At 54.3% G+C, this 25,997-nt stretch carries 24 protein-coding genes and 1 pseudogene; 11 read left to right on the forward strand and 14 right to left on the reverse strand.

All coding sequences use genetic code 11. The features are described from left to right. Positions 1 to 7 precede the first annotated feature (7 nt). The 5 genes and pseudogenes from mtnP to LEPIL_RS10810 all read right to left on the reverse strand — a co-directional run bounded on the left by mtnP (position 8) and on the right by LEPIL_RS10810 (position 4,500). Positions 8 to 871 (reverse strand): S-methyl-5'-thioadenosine phosphorylase, encoded by an 864-nt coding sequence (mtnP, locus tag LEPIL_RS10795; protein ID WP_002772511.1) that lies wholly within the window; start codon positions 869 to 871, stop codon positions 8 to 10. 315 nt (positions 872 to 1,186) lie between these two features. After that, positions 1,187 to 2,647, reverse strand: a complete 1,461-nt coding sequence (locus LEPIL_RS10800) for an SH3 domain-containing protein (RefSeq protein WP_002772512.1) — start codon at positions 2,645 to 2,647, stop codon at positions 1,187 to 1,189. 40 nt (positions 2,648 to 2,687) lie between these two features. Beyond that, a pseudogene (locus tag LEPIL_RS23450) lies at positions 2,688 to 2,846 on the reverse strand (winged helix-turn-helix transcriptional regulator); the annotation flags it as partial. A gap of 163 nt (positions 2,847 to 3,009) precedes the next feature. Continuing rightward, a complete protein-coding gene (locus LEPIL_RS10805) occupies positions 3,010 to 3,543 on the reverse strand; it encodes a hypothetical protein (protein WP_002772513.1) in 534 nt (177 codons plus the stop codon). 30 nt (positions 3,544 to 3,573) lie between these two features. Then, positions 3,574 to 4,500 (reverse strand): rhomboid family intramembrane serine protease, encoded by a 927-nt coding sequence (locus LEPIL_RS10810; RefSeq protein ID WP_002772514.1) that lies wholly within the window; start codon positions 4,498 to 4,500, stop codon positions 3,574 to 3,576. Positions 4,501 to 4,556: 56 nt separating this feature from the next. On the opposite strand from LEPIL_RS10810, the gene LEPIL_RS10815 reads away from it, so the two are divergent. Next, positions 4,557 to 7,001, forward strand: a complete 2,445-nt coding sequence (locus LEPIL_RS10815; RefSeq protein ID WP_002772515.1) for a penicillin-binding protein 1A — start codon at positions 4,557 to 4,559, stop codon at positions 6,999 to 7,001. Positions 7,002 to 7,112: 111 nt separating this feature from the next. Then, complete coding sequence (locus tag LEPIL_RS10820; RefSeq protein WP_002772516.1) at positions 7,113 to 8,279, forward strand: 30S ribosomal protein S1; 1,167 nt, start codon at positions 7,113 to 7,115, stop codon at positions 8,277 to 8,279. A 130-nt stretch (positions 8,280 to 8,409) separates the two neighbouring features. Here LEPIL_RS10820 and LEPIL_RS10825 read toward each other — a convergent pair whose 3' ends face one another. Beyond that, entirely contained in the window at positions 8,410 to 9,222 is an 813-nt protein-coding gene (locus tag LEPIL_RS10825; RefSeq protein WP_002772517.1) for a hypothetical protein, read from the reverse strand. 86 nt (positions 9,223 to 9,308) lie between these two features. On the opposite strand from LEPIL_RS10825, the gene LEPIL_RS10830 reads away from it, so the two are divergent. The 4 genes from LEPIL_RS10830 to LEPIL_RS10845 all read left to right on the forward strand — a co-directional run bounded on the left by LEPIL_RS10830 (position 9,309) and on the right by LEPIL_RS10845 (position 12,592). Then, entirely contained in the window at positions 9,309 to 9,629 is a 321-nt protein-coding gene (locus LEPIL_RS10830; protein ID WP_002772518.1) for a bactofilin family protein, read from the forward strand. Then, positions 9,626 to 10,612: a homoserine kinase gene (gene thrB / locus LEPIL_RS10835; RefSeq protein WP_002772519.1), complete on the forward strand. Its 987-nt coding sequence runs from the start codon at positions 9,626 to 9,628 to the stop codon at positions 10,610 to 10,612. The genes LEPIL_RS10830 and thrB overlap by 4 nt, the downstream gene beginning before the upstream one ends. A gap of 77 nt (positions 10,613 to 10,689) precedes the next feature. Next, positions 10,690 to 11,700 carry a thioredoxin domain-containing protein gene (locus LEPIL_RS10840; protein ID WP_002772520.1) on the forward strand — a complete coding sequence of 337 codons (1,011 nt, stop codon included), beginning with the start codon at positions 10,690 to 10,692 and terminating at the stop codon, positions 11,698 to 11,700. Between the two features lie 70 nt (positions 11,701 to 11,770). After that, positions 11,771 to 12,592: an N-formylglutamate amidohydrolase gene (locus LEPIL_RS10845; protein WP_002772521.1), complete on the forward strand. Its 822-nt coding sequence runs from the start codon at positions 11,771 to 11,773 to the stop codon at positions 12,590 to 12,592. A 265-nt stretch (positions 12,593 to 12,857) separates the two neighbouring features. Here LEPIL_RS10845 and LEPIL_RS10850 read toward each other — a convergent pair whose 3' ends face one another. Then, entirely contained in the window at positions 12,858 to 13,625 is a 768-nt protein-coding gene (locus LEPIL_RS10850; RefSeq protein ID WP_002772522.1) for a hypothetical protein, read from the reverse strand. Positions 13,626 to 14,080: 455 nt separating this feature from the next. Here LEPIL_RS10850 and ilvB point away from each other — a divergent pair, with 455 nt between their 5' ends. Next, the gene (gene ilvB / locus LEPIL_RS10860; RefSeq protein WP_002772523.1) at positions 14,081 to 15,865 is read left to right on the forward strand and encodes a biosynthetic-type acetolactate synthase large subunit; all 1,785 of its coding nucleotides are present in this window, start codon (positions 14,081 to 14,083) and stop codon (positions 15,863 to 15,865) included. A 103-nt stretch (positions 15,866 to 15,968) separates the two neighbouring features. Here ilvB and mdh read toward each other — a convergent pair whose 3' ends face one another. The 4 genes from mdh to LEPIL_RS10880 all read right to left on the reverse strand — a co-directional run bounded on the left by mdh (position 15,969) and on the right by LEPIL_RS10880 (position 19,300). Continuing rightward, positions 15,969 to 16,916 carry a malate dehydrogenase gene (gene mdh / locus LEPIL_RS10865; RefSeq protein WP_002772524.1) on the reverse strand — a complete coding sequence of 316 codons (948 nt, stop codon included), beginning with the start codon at positions 16,914 to 16,916 and terminating at the stop codon, positions 15,969 to 15,971. 123 nt (positions 16,917 to 17,039) lie between these two features. Further along, the gene (locus LEPIL_RS10870; RefSeq protein WP_002772525.1) at positions 17,040 to 17,393 is read right to left on the reverse strand and encodes a metal-sensitive transcriptional regulator; all 354 of its coding nucleotides are present in this window, start codon (positions 17,391 to 17,393) and stop codon (positions 17,040 to 17,042) included. Continuing rightward, positions 17,394 to 18,329 carry an SPFH domain-containing protein gene (locus tag LEPIL_RS10875; RefSeq protein WP_002772526.1) on the reverse strand — a complete coding sequence of 312 codons (936 nt, stop codon included), beginning with the start codon at positions 18,327 to 18,329 and terminating at the stop codon, positions 17,394 to 17,396. A 17-nt stretch (positions 18,330 to 18,346) separates the two neighbouring features. After that, positions 18,347 to 19,300, reverse strand: coding sequence for an SPFH domain-containing protein (locus tag LEPIL_RS10880; protein ID WP_002772528.1), 954 nt, complete (start codon positions 19,298 to 19,300; stop codon positions 18,347 to 18,349). A gap of 112 nt (positions 19,301 to 19,412) precedes the next feature. Here LEPIL_RS10880 and LEPIL_RS10885 point away from each other — a divergent pair, with 112 nt between their 5' ends. Next, on the forward strand, positions 19,413 to 20,324 hold the full coding sequence (locus LEPIL_RS10885) for a glycerophosphoryl diester phosphodiesterase membrane domain-containing protein (RefSeq protein ID WP_002772529.1): 912 nt from the start codon (positions 19,413 to 19,415) through the stop codon (positions 20,322 to 20,324). Between the two features lies 1 nt (position 20,325). Here LEPIL_RS10885 and LEPIL_RS10890 read toward each other — a convergent pair whose 3' ends face one another. Together LEPIL_RS10890 and LEPIL_RS10895 are read right to left on the reverse strand one after the other, a co-directional pair. Further along, the gene (locus LEPIL_RS10890) at positions 20,326 to 21,327 is read right to left on the reverse strand and encodes a zinc-binding dehydrogenase (protein WP_002772530.1); all 1,002 of its coding nucleotides are present in this window, start codon (positions 21,325 to 21,327) and stop codon (positions 20,326 to 20,328) included. 1 nt (position 21,328) lies between these two features. After that, the gene (locus LEPIL_RS10895; protein WP_002772533.1) at positions 21,329 to 22,909 is read right to left on the reverse strand and encodes an aldehyde dehydrogenase family protein; all 1,581 of its coding nucleotides are present in this window, start codon (positions 22,907 to 22,909) and stop codon (positions 21,329 to 21,331) included. A gap of 318 nt (positions 22,910 to 23,227) precedes the next feature. On the opposite strand from LEPIL_RS10895, the gene LEPIL_RS10900 reads away from it, so the two are divergent. The 3 genes from LEPIL_RS10900 (at position 23,228) to LEPIL_RS23455 (ending at position 24,807) form a co-directional block, all read left to right on the forward strand. Next, on the forward strand, positions 23,228 to 23,512 hold the full coding sequence (locus LEPIL_RS10900) for a hypothetical protein (RefSeq protein WP_002772534.1): 285 nt from the start codon (positions 23,228 to 23,230) through the stop codon (positions 23,510 to 23,512). 13 nt (positions 23,513 to 23,525) lie between these two features. Next, on the forward strand, positions 23,526 to 24,005 hold the full coding sequence (locus LEPIL_RS10905) for a hypothetical protein (RefSeq protein WP_002772536.1): 480 nt from the start codon (positions 23,526 to 23,528) through the stop codon (positions 24,003 to 24,005). A gap of 193 nt (positions 24,006 to 24,198) precedes the next feature. Continuing rightward, a complete protein-coding gene (locus tag LEPIL_RS23455; RefSeq protein ID WP_002772537.1) occupies positions 24,199 to 24,807 on the forward strand; it encodes a hypothetical protein in 609 nt (202 codons plus the stop codon). Positions 24,808 to 25,023: 216 nt separating this feature from the next. Here LEPIL_RS23455 and LEPIL_RS10910 read toward each other — a convergent pair whose 3' ends face one another. Beyond that, on the reverse strand, positions 25,024 to 25,929 hold the full coding sequence (locus LEPIL_RS10910; RefSeq protein ID WP_002772538.1) for an LA_2444/LA_4059 family outer membrane protein: 906 nt from the start codon (positions 25,927 to 25,929) through the stop codon (positions 25,024 to 25,026). Positions 25,930 to 25,997 lie beyond the last annotated feature (68 nt).

Below are 25,997 nucleotides of genomic sequence, written 5' to 3' on the forward strand. Positions count from 1 at the left end.
CTGCCCTTTACCGAAACGAATCGGGGAATAGATACTCCAGCTTCTTAAGCGCCTGTGCATTCCGGCTGCCGGGAGACGTAATGACTGCCGCCGACGACGTCCCTTTAAACGGATTCGGCAGCTGCGACGCCGGACCGATCAGCTCTTTCACCAGTTTACGGGCATTCTCTGCATTGGCATGCAGATTTCCGATGACCATCTCAACCGTAACGGGCTCTTCTTCCACCTTCCAGCAGTCGTAGTCCGTCGACATGCAGACCATCTGATACGAGATCTCGGCCTCACGGGCAAGCTTCGCCTCGGGCAGAACGCTCATGTTGATAATGTCAGCGCCCCACTGCCTGTACATCAGCGATTCGGCGCGTGTCGAGAAGGCCGGGCCTTCCATGCAGATGAGTGTGCGATCGCGATGAAAGGGCACCTCAATCGTCGCATGCTTCGACCAGATCAGATCGGCAAGAATCGACGAGAACGGATCGGCAAACATAACGTGTACGACGACGCCTTCTTCAAAGAACGTAGATGGGCGGGCCTTTGTGCGATCGATAATCTGCGACGGTAAAACAAAATGACGGGGAGCGATCTCTTCGCGCAGCGATCCGACTGCCGAGAAGGCAATGATCTGCTCGACACCGAGCGACTTCAGGGCGGCGATATTCGCCCGTGCCGGCACCTCAGACGGATTGAGAAAATGTCCGCGACCATGACGCGCAAGAAAGGCCACCGGAGTTCCGTCGTACTTACCGACGATGATGCTGTCGGAGGGCTTACCCCATGGGGTTTCGGGAAAATATTCCTCTTCAATCTCAAGGCCGTCGATCTCATAGAGGCCCGATCCGCCGATGATGGCTACCTTAACATCTTTTCGCATTGCGGAGGAAAGGTTTTTCTGAGCGGCGCGGAGGGCGAGAAGAAAATCGAGCGCACTTGCTTACCTTTGAGTGCGGAAAAAGAACGATAGGCTACCGCGGGATAAGAGTTCAGAGGGATGAACCTCAGAGGCCGAGGAATTGCAGAGAAAGAAGAGAGGAGATCGACCTGTCCGGCAATCGCCTGATGGCCCTCTCTACGCAAGAAAGCGGATATACGCTACTGCTTAAAGTAGTATGGGAACGAGGCTACGCTAAAGTCATAAAGGAGTAATTCTCTCACATCTCAAAGCCCACGGATCGATTTCGCAACTCGACTAATAGGGTGCCTGAGCCTCCTGCCGAAAGGGCCGGGCCGCATCCCATTCTGCGCGATAGCTCTCAGGTACGCCCTCGTCAAAGACGCGATCGATCTGTGGCTCGGATTGCATATCGTTGAAATGCATGCGCACGAAGAGCTCTGATACGAATTCTTCTGATTGAACGACTCCCATCTCCATAACGGACGGGGGTCCCTCCAGGGCACAGGACGGATACTTCAAATGCATATAGAAGGTACGGCCGTCCGTGCTGCGACGCATCTCCTGGCCGAAGTGAACCGAATAGACGGGCCCGAAGTCGCAGCTTCCTGCACCGGCATGGCTTTCAGGTTGATACGGATAGGATAGAAGGCGACCTGGAAGAAGGACGAGCAACGCCTCGGTTATATGCGGGCAGCAGCACCGACAGTGGCTGAGCCTCGCAAATAGCATATTATCAAGAGGTCCGGAACTGACGGAAACGTTATCCTCCGCCTGAATCGTATACTGTTTCTGCGACATCGGCTCTCTGAGAAAGACCGTTGTGCGAAGATCAGCGCTGCAACCGTCATCGGGCGGCTTTTCTCTGCTCGTATAGATCTCGTAACCGCTCTGCTCACGTCTCTCTGCCGTCACGGGAATCGGAGCCTGCGTTGAATCCCATTCATAGGCTCTGTTATAAAGATTCTCGAAATATTCCAGTGTTGCCAGTTCAAAGCTTCGCGTGAAATCGGGATCGGTCCCGATAAGTGCGAAGCCCGAGAAGACCCAGCCCTGCTTTCCGTTGTACTCCACCTTCATCCAGGAGCCTTTGCGATTCTCGATGCGAAAGGTATCGCGCTGACGAAGAAGGACACGCCCCGATTCTTTATAGGGGATCAGGCCCGAAATCGAAGAATCAAGGGAAGGCCCCGAACGCAGATTCAGTCCGGATCGCGCAATAGATGCAAAATAGAATTCGACAGGCGAACTGGACAGCTGCTGCTCGTCAACCCATCCCGTTGCATTCGGCGTCGACACCTTGATCCAGAATTCCAGATAAGTCGAATTCAAGCGCTTCACCGTACGCGTTAGCCCACCCGTGCCGATAACCTCGGTTGCGTTGGCCAGGTGAGTGATGATCGTGCCTCCGGGACTACGATATAAAGGAACGCCTTCAATACCTCTCGTGTACCGAATCGTTTTCAGAGGTTGATCGGCTATTTCCAGATACCAGCGGCCGATCGTGCCCGTCCGGCCTTCATAGGTTACCCTGTAGTCGTCTCCTGTGGCGCCGGTGACGGTCAGCTCGGTGTTGTAAGGAACATGCAGCGAATCCTGCTCGCTGCCGTCCAGATTCAGATGAGCTCCGGTTAAAACGGAAACCCTGGCCTTCTGCGGATACCGGTCTTTTGAACAGCCGAGGAAAACGGGAAAAAAGACCGACATGATGGAAAGAAAAGGAAGCAAGAATAACCCTTTTTTAAAGCTGTGACTCACAGGTACGTCCTCTCTTGCATTAGATGAAAATTCAATCGATTTATGGACTGGCAGATGCAAAGTCATTCAGATCCTGAAGAATCGGCAACAGCTGTCTTCCTCGTTCCGTCAGACTGTATCCACCTTCGACGAGTTCGACGTAACCGGCCGCTCGCAGATCTTTCATGCGTCCGTTCAGCACCGTAGGCGATAGATTGCCACAGCGAGCCTTGAAACAGACGACCGTAGAAGGAACGCATGCAACTACTTCGCCGTTTCAACCGGCGTGGGGTTAGACGGAAAAACCACAACGCTATGAGCAGAGGCAATCATCGCCTCTCTTTCAGCATCGATCTGCAAATCAAGTGGCGCCCGCATGGCAATCAACGCAGTTCGATTAGCAAGCAGTTGTGTCCAGAGATCAAGCCGATACCAGCGGCCTGACGGATCGCCGCCCTCTTTCTTCCTGTAACGGAAGGCGATATGCTCTGCATCCTGGCCCCCAGTTTAATCTTCGTTGGTCTTACAATCATCTGCCCTTCAGGCAAACGATGCAGGAACGCAGTAATCAATTTTTCAGGATGCTGCGTTATGATTGCATCCATGGGATATTCACAGAGAACAAACAGCGGTTCCGGTGCGTTCGGAATAGAAATCTGGGCGCTCTTCGCTGTCATAGTGTAATCGAAAAGCCGATTCAGAACCGTGGAGGGAGGAGTAGTTTGATCCTTGTCTGTTTCCTGTTTGTCTACAAGTGCCCGGGAAACGTTGCGATCGTTAACATGCCAGGTAGAAGGAATCTCCATAGATAGATGGAGGCAAAGGTCGATCCGCTTCGTCGACTGAGCCTGTGCAGGCGATGATGTTAACAGAATGGTGGCCAGAAGGCCGGCTTGAATCAGAAGTGATCTCTTCACTTGCTCACCTCGTGCCTGCCGACGGGCCCCTTAAAGCTCTTTCGACGCCTTATCGAGAAAGGTCTTCTCCTTGCGCGAAAGCGAGTCCATGCCTTCTCTTGAGATCTTCTCAAGCAGACGATCGACCTCTTCTTTCATCTCGATGCGGCGCTCGATCTCTTTGCGCTTCTTATCGAGCCGCTTCTTTTTCTTCTGTTCTTCGAGCCGGGCCTTGAAGCGGGCGACCATGCCCATCTTTTCGGTATCGGCGCCGGCGGCGAAACGCGAGGCGGGCTGGCTCGATGAACGCGTCGAATAATACGGATTGCCGGAATAGCTATCCTGATAGAGCCGGCCGCTGCGGGACTTCAAGAAAAGAAAGAGGACGCCGGAGGCCGCGCTGGCCAGCTGCATGACAAGCGTGTCGGTCCGTCCCATAAGTAAAAAGATAAACAGGATGAGCACGATCCACTTCATGCGCAGCGGGAAGATAAACATAAAAAGGGCCTGGCGGTTCGGCCAGAGCACGCCATAGGCGACCATCATAGCGGCCAGGCCGCCGCCGAAGCCATAGGCGATAAAGGGCTGCCCGAGAGCCATACCGAGTGCGACGGTAAAGAGGCCGCCAAGCATCTGCGACAGGAAGAAAAAGCTGTAGAAATTGCGGCTGCCCCAGAGGCGGTCGAGTTCAGAGCCGAAGCTCCAGAGGATGAGCATCTCAAAAAGCAGCGAAATGCCATCCGAAAACCCAAATCCGAAGGGAGAGATCGCTCCTCTGACGACAAAAAAATGTGTGATCAGGGAGAGGGGTTGGAAATCCTGACTCGCAGAGAGGACGAGCGGAGCCAGCTGCGCCGGTCCCACCTGAAAAAACAGCGTGGCGACCAGCTGAACGGCAAAGGCCAGGACAAAAAGAACCATCAGCCTGAGAATCCCGTCTGAAGTGACCGGATATTGGATTTCGTATCCCTGCTGCATGAGCTTAGATCCTCCGCGTACCCTGCCAGGCAAGTAGAACCAGGAAGAAACCAGGTATGGAAGAAAAAAAAGTTCGAGAACTGCGATTTTACAAGTATTTCGTTGTGCTTCTGATGTCGGCAGCGGTCGTCGGCGGCCTGGCGTTTGGCGCACTCATCGGTGTCGTCGCCGACGGAGACCTCTCGCTGCTTGCCGGGTATCGCCCCTCTCGCCCCACTCGCCTCTATGATATTCGTGGCCGGCTCTTTGCCGAGATCTACCGACACCGCCAGGATCTGACACGTTACGATCGCATCCCGCCCGAGGTGCTGCAGGCATTTTTATCGGTTGAAGACGATCACTTCTATCATCACCATGGCTTTGACGTTCCGGGTATCTTTCGCGCCGCCATCAAGAACGTTCTCGCCGGTCGCATCGTCCAGGGCGGATCAACGCTGACACAGCAGGTTGCCAAACAGATCTATCTGAACGCCGAGAAGAAGCGTCCGAAAACCTTCACACAGAAGATTCGCGAAACCGTACTCGCACTCAAAATGGAAGAGGCTCTCTCTAAAGAAGAGATTCTCGAGCTCTATTTTAACGTCATCTATCTGGGCCACGGCTGCGAAGGCCTGAACTGCGCCACGGCCGTCTATTTCGACAAACGCGTCGAAGACCTCACGCTGGGCGAGGCGGCGCTGATGGCCCGACTTCCTAAGTCGCCCGTCGAGTACTCCCCCTATAAGTATCCTGAAAACGCGAAAAGCCAGCATAAGTTCGTGCTCGAACGCATGGTCGACGCCGGTTATATTGCCGGCGAACAGGCCGAGAAGATCCACACGGATTTCTGGAACGAATACTGGGGCTACTTCATCGTTCGTTCGCCATCAAAGAACATCCGCTCTGAGCGTCTGGACATGGCCCCCTACTTCACCGAATACGTGCGTAACGTGCTCGAACAGAGTCCCGAGGTCGGCGACGAGCTGCTCTACAGCGGAGGCCTTCGCGTCTACACCACGCTCGATCTTGACGAACAGCGCATCGCTCAAGATGAGATGGACAGGGCGCTTGAAAACGCCAACCGCATCGGCCGTAACTACGCGAAAAGCTCGGGCAAGGCCGGCGTCGATATGAGCCTGTTCGGCATCCATCGCCTGCTGGCAAGCATCGTTCCCGTCGGCGGCCCCGTCGTTACAGGGCTAACGCCAGGACAGCAGCTTCAGAAGTATATGGAAGAGGGCCTGCTTGATAGCGCGCAGATCCTCACGTATTTTAATCCGGCCGATCGCGAAGCTGCAGGATTCGAAGAGCTGCGTAAGGTTACCCGTGACTTCACCGAGAACCTGAACGTCGAAGGCGCCTTCATCAGTCTGAACCATGCCACCGGCGGCATCACGGCCATGATCGGCGGACGAGAATTCTCGCCGCAGAACCAGTTTAACCGAGCGCTTTTCGCCCGACGTCAGCCCGGCTCGGCCTTCAAGATCTTCGTATATGGGGCGGGCCTTGAGCGTCGCGTCATCAACTCGATGAGTCCGCTGAACGATGCTCCGCTGTACAACATCGCCGACGACGGCAGCTCCTGGGCGCCGGCGAACTACGACGAAGGCTTTATGGGACTTGTTCCGGCGACGATGGCAATGGCATACTCGCTCAATACCTGCTCGGTACAGACCTACTACAAGGTCGGCCCGACGCCGATCGTTAACCTTGCGATGCGCATGATGAAGATCACAAGCCCGCGTCGCTTCAACTACGACCCCGCTCTCTCGCTCGGTTCGAGCGAGATCACTCCGATGGAACTGGCGACGGCGACGGCCATCATCGCCAACGATGGAAAAAACGTCATCCCCTACGCCATTCGTTCGGTACGCACATCGGGCGGTGATCCGATCTACAGCCAGGAACGCACCGTACGCGATGCCATCCATACGATGACGAAGAACAACTCCATTCAGGTGATCGAACCCGGTCTTGCCTTTATTCTGCGTCAGATGATGATCCGCACAGCCGATTCGGGCACCGTCACTCGCGGCCTGCGCACGCCCGGCGAAGGCGGATTCTCGGGCGATATGGCCGCGAAAACAGGAACGACGTCGAGCTGGTCCGATGCCTGGGTAACCTCGTTTAATCCGCAGTTCTCGACCGTGATCTGGTTCGGCTTCGATAAGTCTTCGGTCACGCTCGGCCCCGGACAGGCAGGCGGCGCCATCGCCACGCCCGTTCTCGGTTCGGTGATGCGACGCTATTACAATACGATCGGAACTCCCGCTCCTTCGTTCAAGGATCGGTCGGATGGGAACCGTCCGCCGCATGACGTGGTGCCCGTAAGCTGCGATGGCTGGGCGCTTGCGTCGACTGAGATCAAAGGTCAGACGCTGAAACCTCCTATGGATGCGATCTGCGGCATCAGCGAAGAGACGCGCATCTACGACCAGCGCGAGCTTCTGATGAAAGAACTGGGCATCACACCCGAAGAGATCGGCGGACAGAAAGGCGTGCGCGTTCGCTTCCGCGATTAAAATTTACCCGCCTCAAGGCGGATTCGGGAATACGGGACGGGTCGCATGCGACCCCGACCGTTCCGGCTATTATGACTTCAAGGTCGACGACCAACACATTTCGAGGATGATATGAAAAGCAAACACGTAGGACGAGATAAGTTAAATTCACAGATGGGCAAACTGTACCTGAGCTCCATCGATAAAAAAAGAGGGGCCGAGCCGGGCGAAAGCGTCACACTGCGTGTAACCGATATCCAGGATCCGGAATTCATCTTCGTTAACTCCGCCTTTGGAGCCGGTGTGATTCCCCGCGTTCAACTGATCGACGCCGAAGGCGCCGTAACGGTGAACCCAGGCGAACAGATCGAGGCCTTCTTTCTTGAAGAGAAGAACGGCGAACGCATCTTTACCATCTTCCCGGTGGGAGCGATTGCGCGTACCATTCTTCGCAGAGCCTTTGAAAACCGCACCGTGATGACCGGTAAGGTGCTCAAGCCGATTAAAGGCGGCTATGAGATTCAGATCGGCGACGAAACGGCCTTCTGCCCCGCCTCGCAGATGGAAGGCGAGCCCGAGAAGAACGCTCAGCTGAAATTCCTCATCATCGAAGCGCCTGACCGCAACATCGTCGTATCTCACAAGCAGTATCTGGAAACCGAAAGACAGCGTCATAAAGAGACGATGATCTCGAACCTCGAAGAAGGATCGGTCGTGCAGGGCACCGTAACTTCGCTTCGCGATTTCGGCGCCTTCGTCGACATCGGCGGCGGCGTCGAGGGTTTGATTCCGTTATCCGAACTGTCTTACAAGCGCGTCAATCATCCGTCTGAGATGCTGAAAAGCGGCGAAGAGATTCGCGTGAAGGTCATGTCGGTAAACTGGAAAGAGGACCGTATCACTCTTTCGCTGAAAGAGCTGCAGCAGAACCCCTGGCAGGGAGCGCTTCCCTTTCAACCGGGCGAGCTGCTTGCCGTCACCGTCGAGAGCATCCGTCCGTTCGGCGTATTTGTGAAGCTTCCCGACGGGTTCCGCGGCCTGATCCCCGCCTCTGAGACGGGCGTTCCGCGCGGCACGCCTTTTGATAAAGAGTTCCAGCGCGGCCAGCAACTGAAGGCCGTCATCATGGAGATCAACAGAGAACAGCAGAAGATCTCGCTTTCCGTTAACCGTGCGAAAGAAATGCAGGATCGCGCCGAATTCGAACAGTACATGGCCGACGGCGCTCCGAAGCAGGAAGAAGAGAACATCTCAAGCTTTGGCCGCATCCTGATGCAGTCTCTGGATAAGAAGAAATAAGAGATTATGACGCTGAATCGTTCCCGGAAGCACAGGCAGCGGGAACGATTTCATAACTCCTTCTCGCAAAAAAAGCGGCCTTTTTCTGGCCGCTTTTTTATTTCCGGAGCGCCTCCCCGTCGCGGACGCCCTACACGTAGCTGCTCAGGACGGCCTTGATATACGTGAGAATAAAATCGGGCATCGGATCAAAGATCGCCCACTGCTCGAGCTGAATCTTCAGCCACAGTATAGCCGAGGCCGGGAAAAGAAAAAACAGGGCCTTGAATACAAGCGGGCTGCGCTGACGCCAGACTGCATCCATCCCACCTGTTAAAAAGCCAAGCGTACCCAGGGCGAAGGCCAGGCCTTCGGGGCTGAGCTCTCTCTTGAAGAAGAGCGAGACGGGAATAAAGGCCATGCCCAGATCAAAGAGATCGGCAGGCAGGCGTCGTAAAAGGCGACGATGATAGGGGCGCTTTTTGTTTTCGTCGATGCGCTTCGCCCTCAAATAATCGCGAAGCAGATCCTTTACCGTCTTATGCCTGATGTTCTGCCAGGTAAAAAGATCGCGGGTGCGCGTGCTTTCGGGGATGGCGGATTGTGTCGGCAGGCCATAGATCCCATCCAGCGATCGCAGCACGTGATTGTCGGGAAAATACTGAAAGAACTTTGCAAGCGGACGCATGCGCCGGTGCAGATCGACGACGCGGTTCGTGGCAAAATCCCTTTCCTGTAAAAGGACGCCTTTTTTGACGACGGCGATGTAGATGCGTTCGCCATCCTCGCTCGGATGATATTCAATGCGCACAAGCTCCCGCGCAAAGTTATAGTCCAGCTCGACGCTGCTGCCGTCGGGGAACTCCCCCACGTAGGTTTTATTATAGCCTTCACGCCGGCAGGGACGCACCCGCCAGACCCGTCTGTAATCCACGCCGGGTTCTTTCAATTCTGCCTGCATCATATAGAGGAACGGCGGCCCGCTGCGATCCTTGAGTTTTTTTCGGAAAGAGTTGACGGAGAGCGTCCGGAGCCGATTTTCACGATATTATGCAGCTCACCACCATTCTGAGCGAAGATATCCGCTTTCGCGGCAATCTGAAATTCGACCACACCCTGCGCATCAACGGATCCTTTCAGGGCACCATCCAGTCCACAGGAGAATTGATCATCGGCGCAGACGGAAAGGTGGAAGCCGATATCAAAACCGAATCGATGCAGTTAGAAGGCGACCTGACGGGCAACGTCATCGCCGGAAAGCGCATCTCCCTGCGCCGCACCGCACGCATGCACGGAGATCTGCGCTGCCAGGAACTTGAGATCGAAGCCGGCTCGAAGTTCACCGGCAGCTGTATCATGGACAATCCATGAATCCCTCTTTGATTCTGCGCATACCTGCTACGACAGCAAACCTGGGCCCGGGCTTCGATCTTTTCGGCCTGGCCCTTTCGCTTTATAACACCATAGGATTTGATTTCGATGCAGGCGCCGATTTCCGCCTTGTCGATACGGAAGGCCGAGATCTGCCCATCGCCCCCGAAGATAATCTGATCCGCACCGCCTACGAGCATATGTATCGCAAGCTGGGCGGAGGCAAGGCCCCTGCCTGGAACGCCGTCGTAGATGCGGCCACCGCTCCAGGAAAAGGCTTCGGTTCGTCGGCGATGGCCGTCGTCGCCGGCGTTCATCTCGCCTGGGCGATGCTGCGTTCGGGCGGCATCGATTCGCTTGTCTCGTCGGTTGAAGAGGGCTTTCGCCCCGAAACACACAGCGACGAGATCGCCGGCTTTCTTGATCTTGAGCCGCATCCCGATAACGTCGTGCCGGCTCGCGTCGGCGGATGGGTGTTCTGTAGCGATACACGCACCGTGCTGCGCCACAGTCTGCCCGATTCGCTCGGCCTTGCTATTCTTATTCCCGACTATTCCATCTCCACCGAGAAGAGCCGTCAGTCGTTACCCCTGCAGATCAGCAGAGAAGATACGCTGGCCAACATGCGCGGATGTCTGCTCTGGCTTGAGTATATCCATTCCGGTCGTATCGATCTGCTCGAACAGGCTCTTGCTTCTGACCGGCTGCATGAGCCCTATCGCACGCCTTCTCTACCGGGTTATCAGGCGATGAAGCAGGCCGTTCTTCGTGAAGGCTGCGTCGGCATGACGCTCTCAGGATCGGGCCCCGGCATCATCGTTTACTTCGATCGCACAAGACAGGAACAGCTTGAATCGCGACTGCGCGCTCTTGCTCTCGAACATATCGGTCCGGCGACGATCGTTCATTTCTGCACTCCGGACCCCGACGGCCTTGTATATCTGAAGGCAATGCCCGGAGCGACCGCTCCTTTACAGGCGTAACCGGCCCTTCGCCCGGAACGAAATGAACTGCGAAGCCTCTCTATCGTCTATCAAATCAAATCAGGATGAATCAGAAGATGAAAAAACTCGGAACCTTGCTTTCCCTCCTGCTGCTTGTATCGCTTGCAGCCTGCGGAAACAAACCCTATATCGAACTCGACGGTCGTAAAATCACGGAAAGCGATCTCAAAAAAGACGAGAATCTCAAGGCGCGTCTCGAACAGCTTAAGGCCTCGATCGACAAGCAGTATAAGGCTCAGGTAGAGCAGATGCTTCAGGAACTGGCGCATAAGCGCATGATCGAGAAAGAAGCGAAGGAAAAGGGCATGGACGTTCAGGCCTACATGGACTCCATTCAGCAAACGGCGGCCCGCCCCACTCAAGAAGAGGTGGATAACTTCTATAACGATCTGAAAAAGAACGGTCAGCTCCAGGGCGCCGGCGAAGGCATTAAAAACGACATCGCCAACTATCTGGCTCAACAGAATCGCGAAGCGGCCATCCAGACCGAGATCGGTCGCCTGAAAAAGAAATATGGCTATAAGGTTCCGATGGACCGCGTCGAAGTATCGACGGTGGGCGAGCCCCTGCGCGGAAGCAAGAATGCAAAAGTAACGATCGTGGAATTCACCGACTTCGAATGCCCCTTCTGCATGAGAGCTCAGAAGTCTACGAAAGAGCTCCGTGACCGTTATGGCGACCGCATCAGCTTCGTATTCAAGGACTTCCCTCTGGACTTTCATCAAGACGCCATGGGCGCCCATATTGCGGCAAACTGCGTGCAACGCGAGAAGCCCGAGGCATTCTGGGATTTTTTCGACGGTCTTTTTGATCCGGCGCGCGACAAAGCGACGCTACAGATGGATTCGCTGCGAACCCGCGCCCTTTCGCTCGGCGTCGATGCAGGTAAGTTTGAAGCGTGCATGAACGATCCGTCCATCATGAAAGAGATTGAAGACGACATCAAAGAAGGAAGCGCCATCGGCGTATCGGGCACTCCGGCCTTCTTCATCAACGGCCGTCTGATCTCGGGCGCCCAGCCTGCCGAGGCCTTCATCGAGATCATCGAAGAAGAACTGGCGAACTGACGTTTTCTCAGGCCTGCTCCGGCAATCGGAGCAGGTTATGCGCCGCATACGAAGACCACATATTTAGAGAATGACCGAAGCGCATCCATTGCAGAGGGCTTCCCGTGCTGCTCTGTTCTTTATCCTGCTTCTAACGATTTTTCCCTTTAGCTGTCTGCCTTTCGCTGCCGACCGCCAGACAACTCCGGAATCTCCAGGATCCCTGCCAGGATCCCTGATTGAGGTTATCCGCGGAGAGGCTGCTCTGCTGATTTCTGTTCCTCATGACGGATCGCTGGATGCATCTTTACCGAAAAGAGAGAGCGGAGCGGATTTCTCGCTCGACCGAGATGTGAACAGCGCCCTTCTTGCGCGCGACATCGCTGCCAGCTACGCCGGCATTCAGGGAAGCCATCCGACACTTATCATCAATCGCCTGCACCGCATCTACCTTGATGTGAACCGCCCCCGGAGCGAGGCGGCCACAGACAGCAATGCCCTGCAGATATATGACCTGTACCATCAGACCATTCAAGCAGAGACGCACCGGCTGAAGGCGCTTCATGGCAGCGTCCTGTTCGTCGATCTGCATGCGCAGGCGACGTATCCGGCCGACTTGATGACGGATCGCGAAAGCACGGCTCTTCTCGCTTTGCAGAAGATCGCTCATCGGTATTCCGTTTACGGAATCTCTGCTATTGCGAGGGCCGATCTGTTCGAACACACCTGCCTCCTGCCCTGCTCTCTTGTGATCGCCCCTGTGCCCGATGGCTTTCTTGACGGCTACACGGCGAAAAGCGTTCGGCAGAGCGGCATACAGAGCCTGCAACTCGAGGTACACGCCCGCCAGCTACGCAACGAAACGCGACGCAGGCAACTTGCCGATGCACTGGCACGGCTGCTGGTGCGGTAGGGCCGCTGCGAGCGTAAAATCAGATTAACCGCTGAGGGCTCTGAGGGCGCGGAGACACAGATCGCAAGGGAAATTGGGAGAAGAGAGATAGCCCGGATAATTGTGGCTGCGTTTCCTCAGGGAAACCTCATAGCATTGAGTTATTCCTTTGATGTGTTCACTTTGTCCTGTACGAGTCACACCCCCAAGGCAATGCTACGATGATATAATTTCATAAGACCACACGATTCGGAGATTATAAAAAAAGTCACTTTCACCAGTTAGCTCAGTAATAAGGCACTTTATCCCTTTTAATGGCTGTCATCACATCGGATTTTTGTGCATTGGGTGCTGATACCAGGCGAAAGAGCTCCTGAGAAGGAGCATCGACAATATCATTCACCGCTTCAATTTCTTCCTGAGATAAAGGACCAAACTTCTCTTCAAGAAGAGAAACAAACAGATTACGCCGCTGTTCAATGATAAGGATAAATGAATTGATACGCCGAATATCACTTTCCCATCGTTGACGCATATAGCGCGCATAATCCTGTCGGCCTCCCGGCCACAGCTGAACGCTTTCGAGCTGCAAATCCCCTGTGTCAAACCGTCCGACGACCCAATTCTGACCGGATTGGCGACCATCTATGCGATGCCGTATAGTAAAGTCCTGCACAACCCCTTTGTACAAAAATACATAGTACAGGATGCTTTCCATATTTACGTAACTGCGGAACTCACCTCGCTCCTCATAACGATCGTACGTAAACCCAATGATGCGGTCCACGAGAAAGACGCGGTCATGAATACGCTTCTTAAAAGGGACAAGATATGTAAACCTGAGATTCGGGCCTTTCGGATAGACACTCAGGATTTCTTCTTCTGTGGTTACTCCTTTCACTGGCATTCTGTCCTCACGAAACTCGAAAGACCACCCAAACGGTGCTTTCAGAATGTCACCACGGAAGCGCTGATCAAACGTCCAATTGTCGCTCAAAAAGATCGAACATCCACTGAAGAAAATTACCCCAAAAACACTTATTCCAAGACGCATAGTTCTCTCCTTCAGACGCTGACTCTATACACCCTGACGTGAGAAAACTATTCCTGCAAGTCCTTATACGCTCAGTAAACCGAATGAGCTGCATCAGCGCCTCCGCCCGTTGCATGAAATCCATGGTCCAGGGCGGAACACACAGGCGAACCCCTGCTTTTGGCTCCCTCCGCGGTTGCAAAGAAGGCGGGCGCTCTCCAAAGGTTGTCCCCCGAAAAAAAACTGGACGCCAGAAAGATCTGTCGCTACTTCGGATCTGTAAATGCGTTCTCTCGTCGTAAACGTAATGCTTCTTGTCTCTGTGGTGGTGCTCCAGCGCAGACATAGATGCTTTACGCCCGAGAGATAAAGCCAGCCGGTTACCGGACTCAAAAAGGCCCTCGTCAGCGTAAAGCAGGCGGGGGCCTTTTTGTTTTTCGGGCCGGCCAGGCGAATAAAAAGCAAAGGAGCAGACTATGAAGAACGAAATGACCGGAGCGGAATTTATCATCGATTTTCTTGTGAAGAAGGGAGTGCATACGATCAGCGGCATTCCAGGCGGGGCGAATCTACCCCTTTATGACGCCCTGCAGCGCAGTCCCATTAGACATGTACTGGCCCGGCATGAACAGGGAGCGGGCTTTATCGCACAGGGTATGGCGCGGGCCACCGGAGAACCGGGCGTCTGCTTCGCATCGTCAGGGCCAGGCGTTACCAACCTGGCCACCGCCATCGCCGATGCCATGATGGATTCCATTCCCGTTCTCGCCATCACAGGTCAGGTTCCGACGTCGCTGATCGGCACCGACGCCTTTCAGGAGGTGGATGCCGTCGGTATCATGACGCCGATCACAAAGGCAGCCTTTATGATTCGCAACATTGACGAGCTTCAGGAAAGGCTTGAAGAGGCCTATCATATCATGCTCGACGGGCGTCCGGGGCCGGTTCTTGTCGATGTTCCGAAAGACATACAGTTCGCAAAGATGCCGGCCGCAAGTCGATCGTTTCAGGCTCCCTCAAAGCCTGCCACGTTCAACAGGGCCCCGTCGAATCCCACGCTTTCGGACTCAGATATTAAAACGAAAGATGCAGAGGCATCGCTGCCTTCACTGCCATCAACGAATTCGTTTCACGATAAGGTCAAAGCCATCGTCGCCATGTTGCAGGAGTCGAAACGTCCGTTGATCTATGCCGGTGGCGGCATCGTCTATGCCGGAGCCGCTGACGAATTCAGAGCCTTGATCGACGCCTTGCAGATACCGGCCGCCTTAACGCTGATGGGCCTTGGTACTCTGCCTGAAACGCATCCGTTGAACCTCGGCATGCTTGGCATGCACGGCAACAGATCGACGAACCATGCCATTGAAGAGGCCGATCTGATTCTCGCTCTGGGAGTGCGTTTCGACGACAGGGCGACCGGAAACGTACATACGTTCGCGCAGAATGCAAAGATCGTTCATATCGATATCGACGCCTCTGAGATCGGCAAGAATCGCTCCGTCGAAATCGGTCTGTGCGCCGATCTGAAAGAGGCGCTGACGGCACTTTTGCATGCGCTTCACGGTTATGAGAAGCCGATCGGTCAATCGTCCTGGCTTGATCACATCGAGTTATTACGAAAAGAGGATTACCTTCCCGAAGAATGGCTGGATAACCCCTTTCATCCCGTCGCCCTGCTGCGACATCTGGGCGAGATCGCTCCGGCCGATGCGATCTTTACGACAGACGTCGGTCAACATCAGATGTGGGCGGCGCAGCATCTGTCATTGCGAGGTCCGCGAAGCTTTCTCACGTCAGGCGGAGCAGGCACGATGGGATTCGGCCTGCCTGCCGCGATTGGCGCCGCCCTTGCCTACCCTGAGCGTCCCGTCATCTGTATAACGGGGGATGGATCGCTCTTTATGAACCTGGCCGAGCTTTCGACGGCGGCTGAGCTGAATCTGAATATCAAGGTCCTTGTTTTCAACAACAATCACCTCGGACTTGTCCGTCAGCAGCAGGATCTCTTTTATCAGAAGAACTTCTTCGCCATCCGGTATGATCGCCCGACCGATTATGCGATGGTGGCTCGCGGGATGGGCTTTGAGGCGCGAAACATCCTGCACGAGCAGAACGTCGGCGAGATCCTTGAAGCGGCGCTTTCAGAGAATGGGCCCGTTCTTCTGAACATCCCCATCGACGAAGAGCAGCATGTACTGCCCATGGTACCGCCCGGTAAGGCGAATATCCAGGCGATCACTCCGGTTGCATCGACCCGATAGCCGACCGTATAACGCAAAAAGGGAGGCACTGGCCTCCCTTTTATCCATGCATACAGGACCGCTCTTCAGTTGCCCTGTATGCTCTTTTTAAAGCCGAAACGAATCAGAGGATGCCGGAGTTATCCACAACCGACATCAGCTCTTTTACGGCGCCGGCCGACTTATCAAGAGCGGCTTTCTCGTCGGCGGTGAGCTGGATCTCGATGATCTTCTCGACGCCTTTCTCGCCCAGGATAACGGGAACGCCCATGAAGATGCCCTTATGACCGTATTCGCCTTCGCAGAGAACGGCGCAGGGGAAGATGCGCTTCTGGTCACGGATGATCGACTCTGCCATGGCAATAGCCGATGCGCCCGGAGCGTAGAAGGCCGAGCCCGTTTTCAGAAGATTGACGATCTCGCCGCCGCCGTTACGCGTACGATCTTCCATTGCGCGGATTTTCTCGGCGCTCAGTCCCGGATAATCGGGAAGCGGAATGCCGCCGATCGTCGAATAGCGGGAGAGCGGAACCATCGTATCGCCGTGGCCGCCGAGAACGAAGGCGGTGATGTCGTTTACAGAAACGCCGGTTTCCATAGAGATGAAGGCACGGAAGCGAGCGGAGTCAAGCACGCCGGCCATGCCCATCACGCGGCTTTTCGGAAAGCCCGTAACCTTCTGCATCACATACACCATCGCATCAAGCGGATTGGTGATGATAATGACGAAAGAATCGGGAGCGTATTTCTTGATGTTTTCGGCGACGTCTTTTACGATTTTGGTGTTCGTGGCGATAAGGTCGTCACGCGACATACCCGGCTTACGCGGAATACCGGCCGTTACGATGCAGATGTCGGCGCCGCGAATATCTTCGTAGGAGTTCGTTCCCGTTACGGTGGAGTTACAGCCTTCGACGGGAGTGGTCTCCATCACGTCCAGGCCCTTGCCCTGAGGCACGCCTTCGACGATGTCAAAGAGGATGACGTCGCCAAGCTCCTTCTGAGCGGCAAGCAGAGCCATAGTTCCGCCGATCTGACCGGCGCCGATTAATGCGATCTTCTTTCTGGGCATAGAAATACCATCCTTACAATATTATCATCCTCTGCACTGGAGGAAAAATTAGTATACTTTTCTTAGAATTTTTTCAAGGCCGATGCGGTCAAGGAATTTCAACCCCTGAGAGCAACGCGCCGATCAACGCGCATACTTGCGCACGATATCGATGAATTCCTGCAGCGAACGCTTGCTCTCGTCGGGGTCGACGGTCTCCTGAAAACACTGGTAGGCCTGCTTTTCGAGAATGGCCATCGCCACCCCGTCAAGGGCCGACTTCACGGCGCTGATCTGGTTCAGAATATCCACACAGGTGCGCTGGTCTTCGATCATCTTTCCGATGCCGACGACCTGCCCCTGAATGCGATTCATTCGCCGCCCGAGAGCGGCGATGGGATTCTCTTCCGAGCCTTCCAGCTCCTCTTCTATTCCCGGAGCCGGATCGCCAGCCTTCCGGGGAGTTTTCTCTTTGCGCTCGGACTTTTTAACGGCCATTTATCCTCGATGTTTATCACCGGCGAAATGATCAAGCCCTTTCATAATATCGTCCAGGCTTCCTATATCCATCGGCAGGATGACCGTATTCTCAGGACGGGCGATTCCGCCGATTTTTTGCAGATATTCCTGAGCCAGGCTGAGGTACACGGCCTGGCGTCCGCCCGTCATCTCGATGGATGCGGCGATTTTCTCAATACCGGCCGCCGTCGCCCGTGCGATTGCAAGCACCTCCTGTGCCTGTCCTTCGGCCTCATTGATCAGCTTCTGTTTCTCACCTTCTGACTTGTTAATGAGTTCCTGCTTCAAGCCCTCGGATCGGTTGATCATCGAACGCATATCGCCTTCGGACCTGGCAATCACGGCTCGCTTATCTCGCTCGGCCGTCATCTGCTTCTCCATCGAAGCCAGAACCGTCTGCGGAGGCGTGATGTTCTGAATCTCATAACGCAGGATGTTGATGCCCCAGTTATCGGCGGCCTCGTCTACCACGCGCACAATCTGAGCGTTGATCGACTCACGTTCTTCAAAGGTACGATCGAGTTCGAGCGAGCCGAAGGCGGCGCGCATGGTCGTCTGCGCAAGCTGAATCAGCGCATAACGATAGTCGGCGACGTGATAGGCTGCCTTGTAAGGATCGATGACCTTCATGTAGATGATGCCATCCACGCGAATCAAAACGTTATCTTTCGTAATGCAGTTCTGCGACGGAACGTCAATGGCCTCTTCTTTTAACGTGAGAATATATTCTACGTTATCAAAAAACGGAATCAGCGGATGAAAGCCTGCATAGAGACTTGTGCGGTATTTGCCCAATCGCTCGACGATGTAAACGTCCTGCGCCGGTACGATGCGGATGGCCCGCGCGAACTTGAAGGCAACATAAATGAAGAGAATAACGTAAAAAATCAAGCCTATTGTATCTAACATACCCATTGTAATTCTCCTGCGCCTTATTGCTTCGGCGTCTTCGGCGGTCGCGGAAACTGTCCGCTGTCGGTTTTCATGGCCTCGGTAATACCTGACACGCCCTGAAAGAAGCTCTGAATGACAGCCGGGCCAAGAGGAATGACCTGCGTCTTCGAGGTTTCGACGACGTCGCCGAATTCACGAATAAACTCTTCGGCAATACGCAGCTTCATCGCATCATCGCCGCCCGGTCGCGCAATAGCGGCGGCCACAAGGCGGATCGATTCTGCCGTAGCCTCGGCCACAAGCTCGATCTGCCGGGCACGGCCTTCAGCCTCGTTGATGCGTCGCATCTTCTCGCCTTCAGAGACGTTGATCGACTCGACCTTATCGCCTTCGGATCTGTTGATCGTCGCCGAACGCTCTCCCTCAGAATGAAAGATCTCGGCTCGTTTATCGCGCTCCGCCGTCATCTGCTTTTCCATCGTTGCAAGCACGGTTTTCGGCGGCATGATATTCTTGATCTCGTAACGGGTAACCTTCACGCCCCACGGATCGCTGGCAAGGTCAAGGGCTCGAATGATGTTATCGTTGATCGTTTCGCGCTCCATCAGCGTATGATCGAGATCAAGCTTACCGATCTCTGAACGCATGTTCGTTTGCGCAAGCTGAATCGAGGCAAAGCGATAGTCGCTGATGCCATACGAGGCCAGCTTCGGATCGACGACCTTGATATAGAGGATTCCGTCCACCTCTACCTGAACGTTATCTTTGGTAATACATATCTGAGGGGGAACATCGATGCTCTCTTCCTTCAGAGTATGCCTGTAGGCGACACGATCGACGATCGGAATCAGGAAATGGAAGCCAGACCCGAGGGTGGCGCTGTAATTCCCCAGCCTTTCTTTAATGAAAGCATGCTGGTGAGGAACGATGATAAAGGTCTTCCAGATGACAAAAAGCACCAGAAGAAGCAGAACGGCGGGAATACCAAACATGGCTGCACTGTAATCACGGCAAAGCTGCCGTCACCCATTTTTTTGAATTCTTGCTCGCATCTCGCAGACAATGCAATTGACTGATTCAAGCGAATCAGACATCTGCTTTTCTATGGACAACGTGTACCAACCTCCTCAAGCAAATCTGCAGCCGGACGATGATTTCGGAGCGGGCACATTCAGCATCAGCCGGGCCTTCAGCCTGGCAACGTCGACGTTCGGAAAGAAGTTCGGCCTGGCACTCGGTATTCTTTTACTGATGGTCATTATTTCGTTCGTCATTGTTTTTGCCGTCACGCTGCTCGGAGTGATTTTTCGCCTGACCGAGATCGTGCTGGGTCTGTGGATCATCTTAACTATCATGGTTTTTCCGGTATTTTTTGCCTCCTACACAGTCATCGGCTATCGCTTAATACGCCGGGAGGCTTCGGTTGGCGACCTGTTCTTAGGATTTCGGTCTTATGGATCGACCCTTGTCACGGCCATCAGCCTCTTCATACTCTATTATCTTATCACAATCCCTTTTAGCCTTCCGCAAATGCTCTACCTGTTTGAGGGTTTTCCAACAGAGAACGTCATGGAAAACATGTCCTCCTATATGGCCGGACTGAAGGCAAAGCAAGAGCAGATATACGATGCAGAAAATATCTGGCGCGTTTTCCTGGGCTACGCAGGATACCCTTTTGCCCTCTATTTTTGGGGAAGGGTGCAGATGGTTCTGCCGCTTGTAATACTACGCGAAAGCGGCATCGGGCAGGCCTTTAAGTCGAGCTGGCAATTGACGGGGCCGCATCATCTCAAGCTCGCCCTGTATCTATTCCTGATAACTATTGTTATGATTATCGGCTTCGCCATCCTTGCTTTTGGCATCGCCCTTTCTGCCTTAACGGGATCCCTTGCAATCATTCTGATCCCGGCCTGCGTCTTCCTGCTTCTCTTTGTTTTCGCCTACGGCCTTATTCTTTACGGAGCGGCGACCTATCAGCTTTTCGGCGACGACACGCAGCAGCCGGCGCCACAATAGGCTACGGATTGCAGTTAATCAGCACCTTACCGCCGCTCATCTGACGGCTGTAGTCTTCAATCGCCGCATGGATCTCTGCAAGGGGATAAATGCGGCGCACCTCGGTCTTGAGCTCGCCTGCAAGATGCTTCTGCACCGACCATCCGAGCCGCATCAGACTGAGAGCGGACTGCTTCTGTAACCAGAGCGAAAGCCAGAATCCGCGAATCTGCGCCTCTTTAAAGATCAGAAGACCCGGCGAAAGAGCACAGGCCTCGCCGGATAACCCACCGTACACGAGAACCGTCGAGAAGGCCGGCATACAACCGACAAGCTGCTGTGTGAGCGCTCCACCGACGGCATCGACGGCCATCGTCGCCTGAAGCTTACGCGCAAGAACGGCAAGCTTTCGCTCAAAATCGGGAGCAGTGCTGTTTAATACGTACTGCGCTCCCTGCTCTTCAAGCGTATTCACCTGCTCGTCGCGCCGCACGATATTGATCACAGGCCGACCGTTTACCGCGGCCAGCTTCCGGATCATTCCGCCCAGGGCGCTTGCCGCCGCCGTCTGGATCAGGGCGCCATGACGTCCTTTCTCGAAGATGTTATACATCGCCACCGCCGTCATCGGATTCACGATGAGCGACGATCCCTGTTCCAGACTAACGCTGCGACGCAACGGAATACATCCCTTCGCATCGGCGACCATGTATTGCGCCCAGGTGCCGTCTCCCGAACTGGAGGCGCAGGCCACGCGACGTCCCACAAGAAAACGACTCCACCCTCCACCATAGGCGACGACGGTTCCGCTGCCCTCAAAGCCCGGCACCGCAGGCAGCTTTTTCTTAATACCGTACTGCCCTGATAAAAAGGCAAGGTCGGATGGATTGATGGACGCATAGGCCATGCGAATCAAGACCTGCCCCGGTTGCAGAGCGGGTAACTCGACCTCCTGCACCGGCATATCGGCAGGCGTTCCATAACGGAGCAGCCGCGCTCCCTGCATCGTCGTAACAGGAATCATATCATACTCTCCAGGGACTGAACATCTTACGAACCATGAAGCCCGTAAGCTTCAGACCGTTACCCATCCGCGCAAAGAGAGAGGGCGACATGACGAAACGAAGGGCCTGAAGCAGCGCTGTATACGTGCGTTCATCAAACGGGAACCACCACAGATTACGACTGGGCGAGAGAAAATCCCAGTTCACCAGTTTCGCATGCGTCATCTCATCGAGGCCGAGATGCGAATGCGTGCGCCCGAGTCCTGACTCCTTCCAGCCGCCCCATGGCGTCTCGGACTGTCCGTGCGTGTAAAGATGGTCGTTGATCGTCGTCACTCCGCTATGCAGCTTTGCGGCGATCCTGCGTCCCTCAGAGAGGTTGCGCGTCCATACCGATGAGGTTAACGCCATCGTCGAGTCGTTCGCCAGCCGGATCGCCTCTTCGATATCACGGAACTTCATAACGGGCAACACCGGACCGAACGTCTCTTCGCGCATGATCTCCATTGAATGATTCACGCCGGTCATCAAAGTCGCCGGATAAAACCATCCTTTATCGGCCCCTGCAGGCTGCGACTGCGCGACGATCTTCGCACCGGCTGAAAGGGCGGCCTCAACCTGAGAGCGCACCGTTTCAAGCTGCTCTTTCGTCGTCATCGCCCCCATATCGACGCCATGCCCGGTATCAGGGCCGTGGCGCATCGCCTTCGTTTTCGCAGCGAGCATATCCACAAAGCGATCATAGACCGATTCATGCACGTAGATGCGCTCCACGCCGCCGCAGCTCTGTCCGGCGTTTTGATATCCGGCCCAGGCGGCGCCGCTTGTCGCTCGCTCAAGATCGGCGTCGGGTAGCACGATCATCGGATCCTTTCCGCCCAGCTCCAGCGAAAGCGGCGTTAGAGTCGCCGCCGCCTCGGCCATCAATCTTTTACCGGTCGGAACAGAGCCCGTAAAAAAGATCTTATCGATACCGTTGTCGAAGAATCCCCGGCTAACCTCGGCGCCCGATCCGACGATATGAGAGAAGAGGCCTTCAGGCAGCTCGCCGGCAGCGACGATCTTATCGATGGCCTCGCCCACAAGAACCGTAGCGGCGGCGACCTTCAGCATGACGGCGTTACCCGCCATGAGGGCCATCACCACCTCGCCAAACGGAATGGAGAGCGGATAATTCCAGGGGCTGATGATGCCGACGATGCCGACCGGCACACGAATGATCTGATTCCTCTTGTTAAAGAAGAGCAGCGAAGATCCGGGAAGCATCTTCGGCTTCAGGTGCGACGCCGCATGCTTGCCGTACCAGTTCGCCGCAAGGGCGCAGGGAATGACCTCGGTGGCAAGGGCGTCGATACGCGACTTGCCGTTATCGCGGCTGACGATGGCGGCCAGCTCTTCGGCGTTCGCGACGATGTAGTCGCGCATCTTCAGAATATGACGTTTGCGAACGGAGAACGGCGTCGCCTCCCATGCCTTCTGCGCCTCGCGGGCCTTCGCAAAAAGCGCCGGCAGCCGGCTCATATCGGTATGAACGACTCGCCCGACCTCTTCCATCGTGGCCGGATTCACAGAGACGGTTTCTCTTGTTGCAGTAACGGACATCTTTCCCCCCTGCTGAATTCAGTTCAGCTAATTCCAGTTGAATGCCTGTCCGAAAAAAAGCGATCAAAAAAAGGGCGGTTATACCACGGTGATCACAGAGGTATAGACGGGGATTCCATGCAGGAGCGAAGGCGACGAGAGAAGAGCAGAGTAGACCACGGAGGCACGAAGAATACACAAGGAAGTTATTCGCAATTCGAGAACTCAAGAATTCCCTGTAACAGCGAAAGGCTCGGGAAGCACGAAAACCGTATTTGACAGAAAGTCAGATCAGAGTATACTGACAGTATTAAACTCGCAAGAGGAGGATCGGCCTGGATGAAAAGACTCTGGAAATCCATTCTCTTTTCTGTAATAAGCGCCGCGCCTCTTGCCATGACCGGGTGTTACAATCCGGAGTATACAGAAGAGGATTGTGAGGGAATGCTGCTCGGGTTAGCAGTAAACGAATTGCTCCCGGGACCTCCGAATGCAACAGAGGCAGAGAAGGCCGCCCTCACCGCTCAAGGCCGTGAGATGTTTTCTACCTTCTATCTCTATTGTAGAGCTCAAATCCCTCCACAAGATCCTCTCGATCGGGCCACAGAGATCAATATTTTTTAACTGATGTATAACTATGAAAAAAACGGGCAGAAACAGGTTCGCCTTAATTAACGCTTTTGCGGCAACAATTCTTCCTTTAATGTTGCTTTCTTCATGCGCCGGTGCAAACGGTGACGAAGTTGTAACCAGAGCGGAGTTTGAGGACAGGCGCTTCCTCGCCATTTTCGCGACGTTTGAGCGATGCTCATACGATCTTGATCCAACAACGCGGCAACAGAATTCGTGGGTTCTTTTCGTCGAGAGCCTCCGCTCAGGCAATAATGCCTTCCTTTCGTTGCAATTCCCGAAAGACCTGGCTGAGTCCTATGTTACGGAAAAAGACGCGAATCTTTGCGTGATCTCCCTTCTTTCAATACCATGCAACGATGAACTAATAGAAGGCCTGGCCCTGGCCGATACGCTTCATTGCAATCCTGCACGAGCTTCGCTCTGGCAGAACCAGCATCTCGGACAGGGGGAGTGGTCGTTGCCCGAAGGCGGTCCAACTTTCTGATTGGAACTATAAGTGAAGTACTATTGTAAGTCTATACCTATTGTCTTTGGTTTAAAAAAATAATCTACAACCAAAGAATAGTCAGGGACAGTCGCCTGCGGATAAGGCCTCGTTTTCTCAAGATATCGCGTCGCCTGGAAGGCTCGTCAGAGACGAGAAGACGTGGCAAGCCGTTGAGTTTGACTGGAGTCTAATGCGTGCAGTAGCTGCCGGGATTGATTGGCTCAGGATATTGATTAAGGCACAGGTTGTGCTTTGGAAAAAATCAGCAAGGCCGTTTTTCTCTTTAATCATCATGCCTGTGTTGATAGGTGCCTGTGTTGAGAAGGGCCATGTGGTAGCGAAAGAAAATCGTTCCTGTAGACTGGTTATTCTTCCACCTCAGGGTCAATCCGTCTTCTTTGTAGGTCCACACGCTGAAGATACGATTGAACTGATCGATGAAATGAGAATGGAATTGGCGAAGCGTTGCAAATGTTCCTTAGAAGAAGTCGTATTCCGTTCCGACGAGACGTTTTTTCCTGATGGTGCGTCTTCTGAAAAAGGGGGGGTGACTATAAAGGTCTTTTATCGACCCAAAAGTACCTGCTCTGCTGTTTTTGGGTTACTCCTGGGGGCAACTGACACGGGTCTTTTAACTCTTCATTTTTCGACTTACTCCCCGCCATCGTCGGTTTTGGGGTTACCACCTAATCAACGCTATGTTAATGCATTTACGTGGAAACGGAGGTATCTGCATTCCAGTATATCGACCATCAAACCGATTGTAAGAGGGACCCCCTGGGCCTGTCCAGCCGAATAGACGATCTGCGGCCTGTCCTGTCCCGTATCATCTGCAATGTTGCGTACTGAAATAGACAGGAATCCCTCGGGAAATGATATTCTGGACGCGAAACCAGAGAGGAATCAGGGAAGATCCGGCAACATCAGAAGTCTGTATCGTTCGAGAAAGGCTTTTGGAATACGTTCTGAATCAGCGAATCTCACGGTCCGTCGCGCCAGCTCGTCCATGTACCCATTACAGCCGAACATGCAAGCCGAGCGAGTAGGAGCTGATCCGCTCCCGCAGCATGCCCGTGGCGAACGCATATTGGTCATACAGATAAACCGCCGGAGGGTTATTCGCAGAGAGATACAGACTCACGAACGGATCATTCCAGAGATGCCGGTAATCCTGCGTGACTCCGTAGCCAAGGGAGAGGCTGACGTGTTCGTTCAGAGCATAGTGGAACGCTGCATTCCATTCATAGCCCGACGCCTGTCCTGTTCGCTCATCGGATAGTCGAACCCACGCATACTGCCAGTCCGACGAGATATGGGCAAGCGGTGCCGGCCTGAACCGGCCTTCGCCGATGTAGCCCGCACCATCCAGTTGCAGAGAGAACGAGGCCGGCAATGGAATCTCAAGGCGCAACGCTCCCTGAAGCATAAGGGCGTTCATGTCTTCATGCACGACGCTCGATGCGGATCGAAACGATACCTGTCGCCTTTGATGACGCAGGCCGATGCCCGGTGAAAGACGCATCCCGAAAACGTTATACGAACGAAGCAGTTGAAGCGTTTCCTGTGAGCGGTCGATGGTATTAATGCCCGTCGTCCATTCAAAGACGCCGGCCGGAAAGATGCCGACGGTTTTATAATGCCCGTCGGTGATCTGAAATTTCGATGCGGTGAACTCCAGACGCAGGCGATTGGAGAACTCATACCAGAAAAGAAAGGGATAATGGGTTTCCGTCGTGCCGCTCAGCTTCTCCTTATTATAGAACGGAAAAGAAATGTCATACTCATAGGGCCGCATGACCGAGGTCTGACGGAAAACAGAGAGCCCGTACGACGGCTTCGTTCCATTCTCGGACTGTGCTAAAAGCCCGCCAGTTGAGGACAGAAAAGCCAGTACAAGAGTAAAATAACGAAATCCGTTCATGCGTCCATTCTCCTGCATTCCCATCAGGAAGTCGAGTCGAATGTGACCGAGCTCCCGACAAAAACGAT

The organism is Leptonema illini DSM 21528, assembly GCF_000243335.1.
In the GTDB taxonomy this organism is placed as follows: Bacteria; Spirochaetota; Leptospiria; order Leptospirales; family Leptonemataceae; genus Leptonema; species Leptonema illini.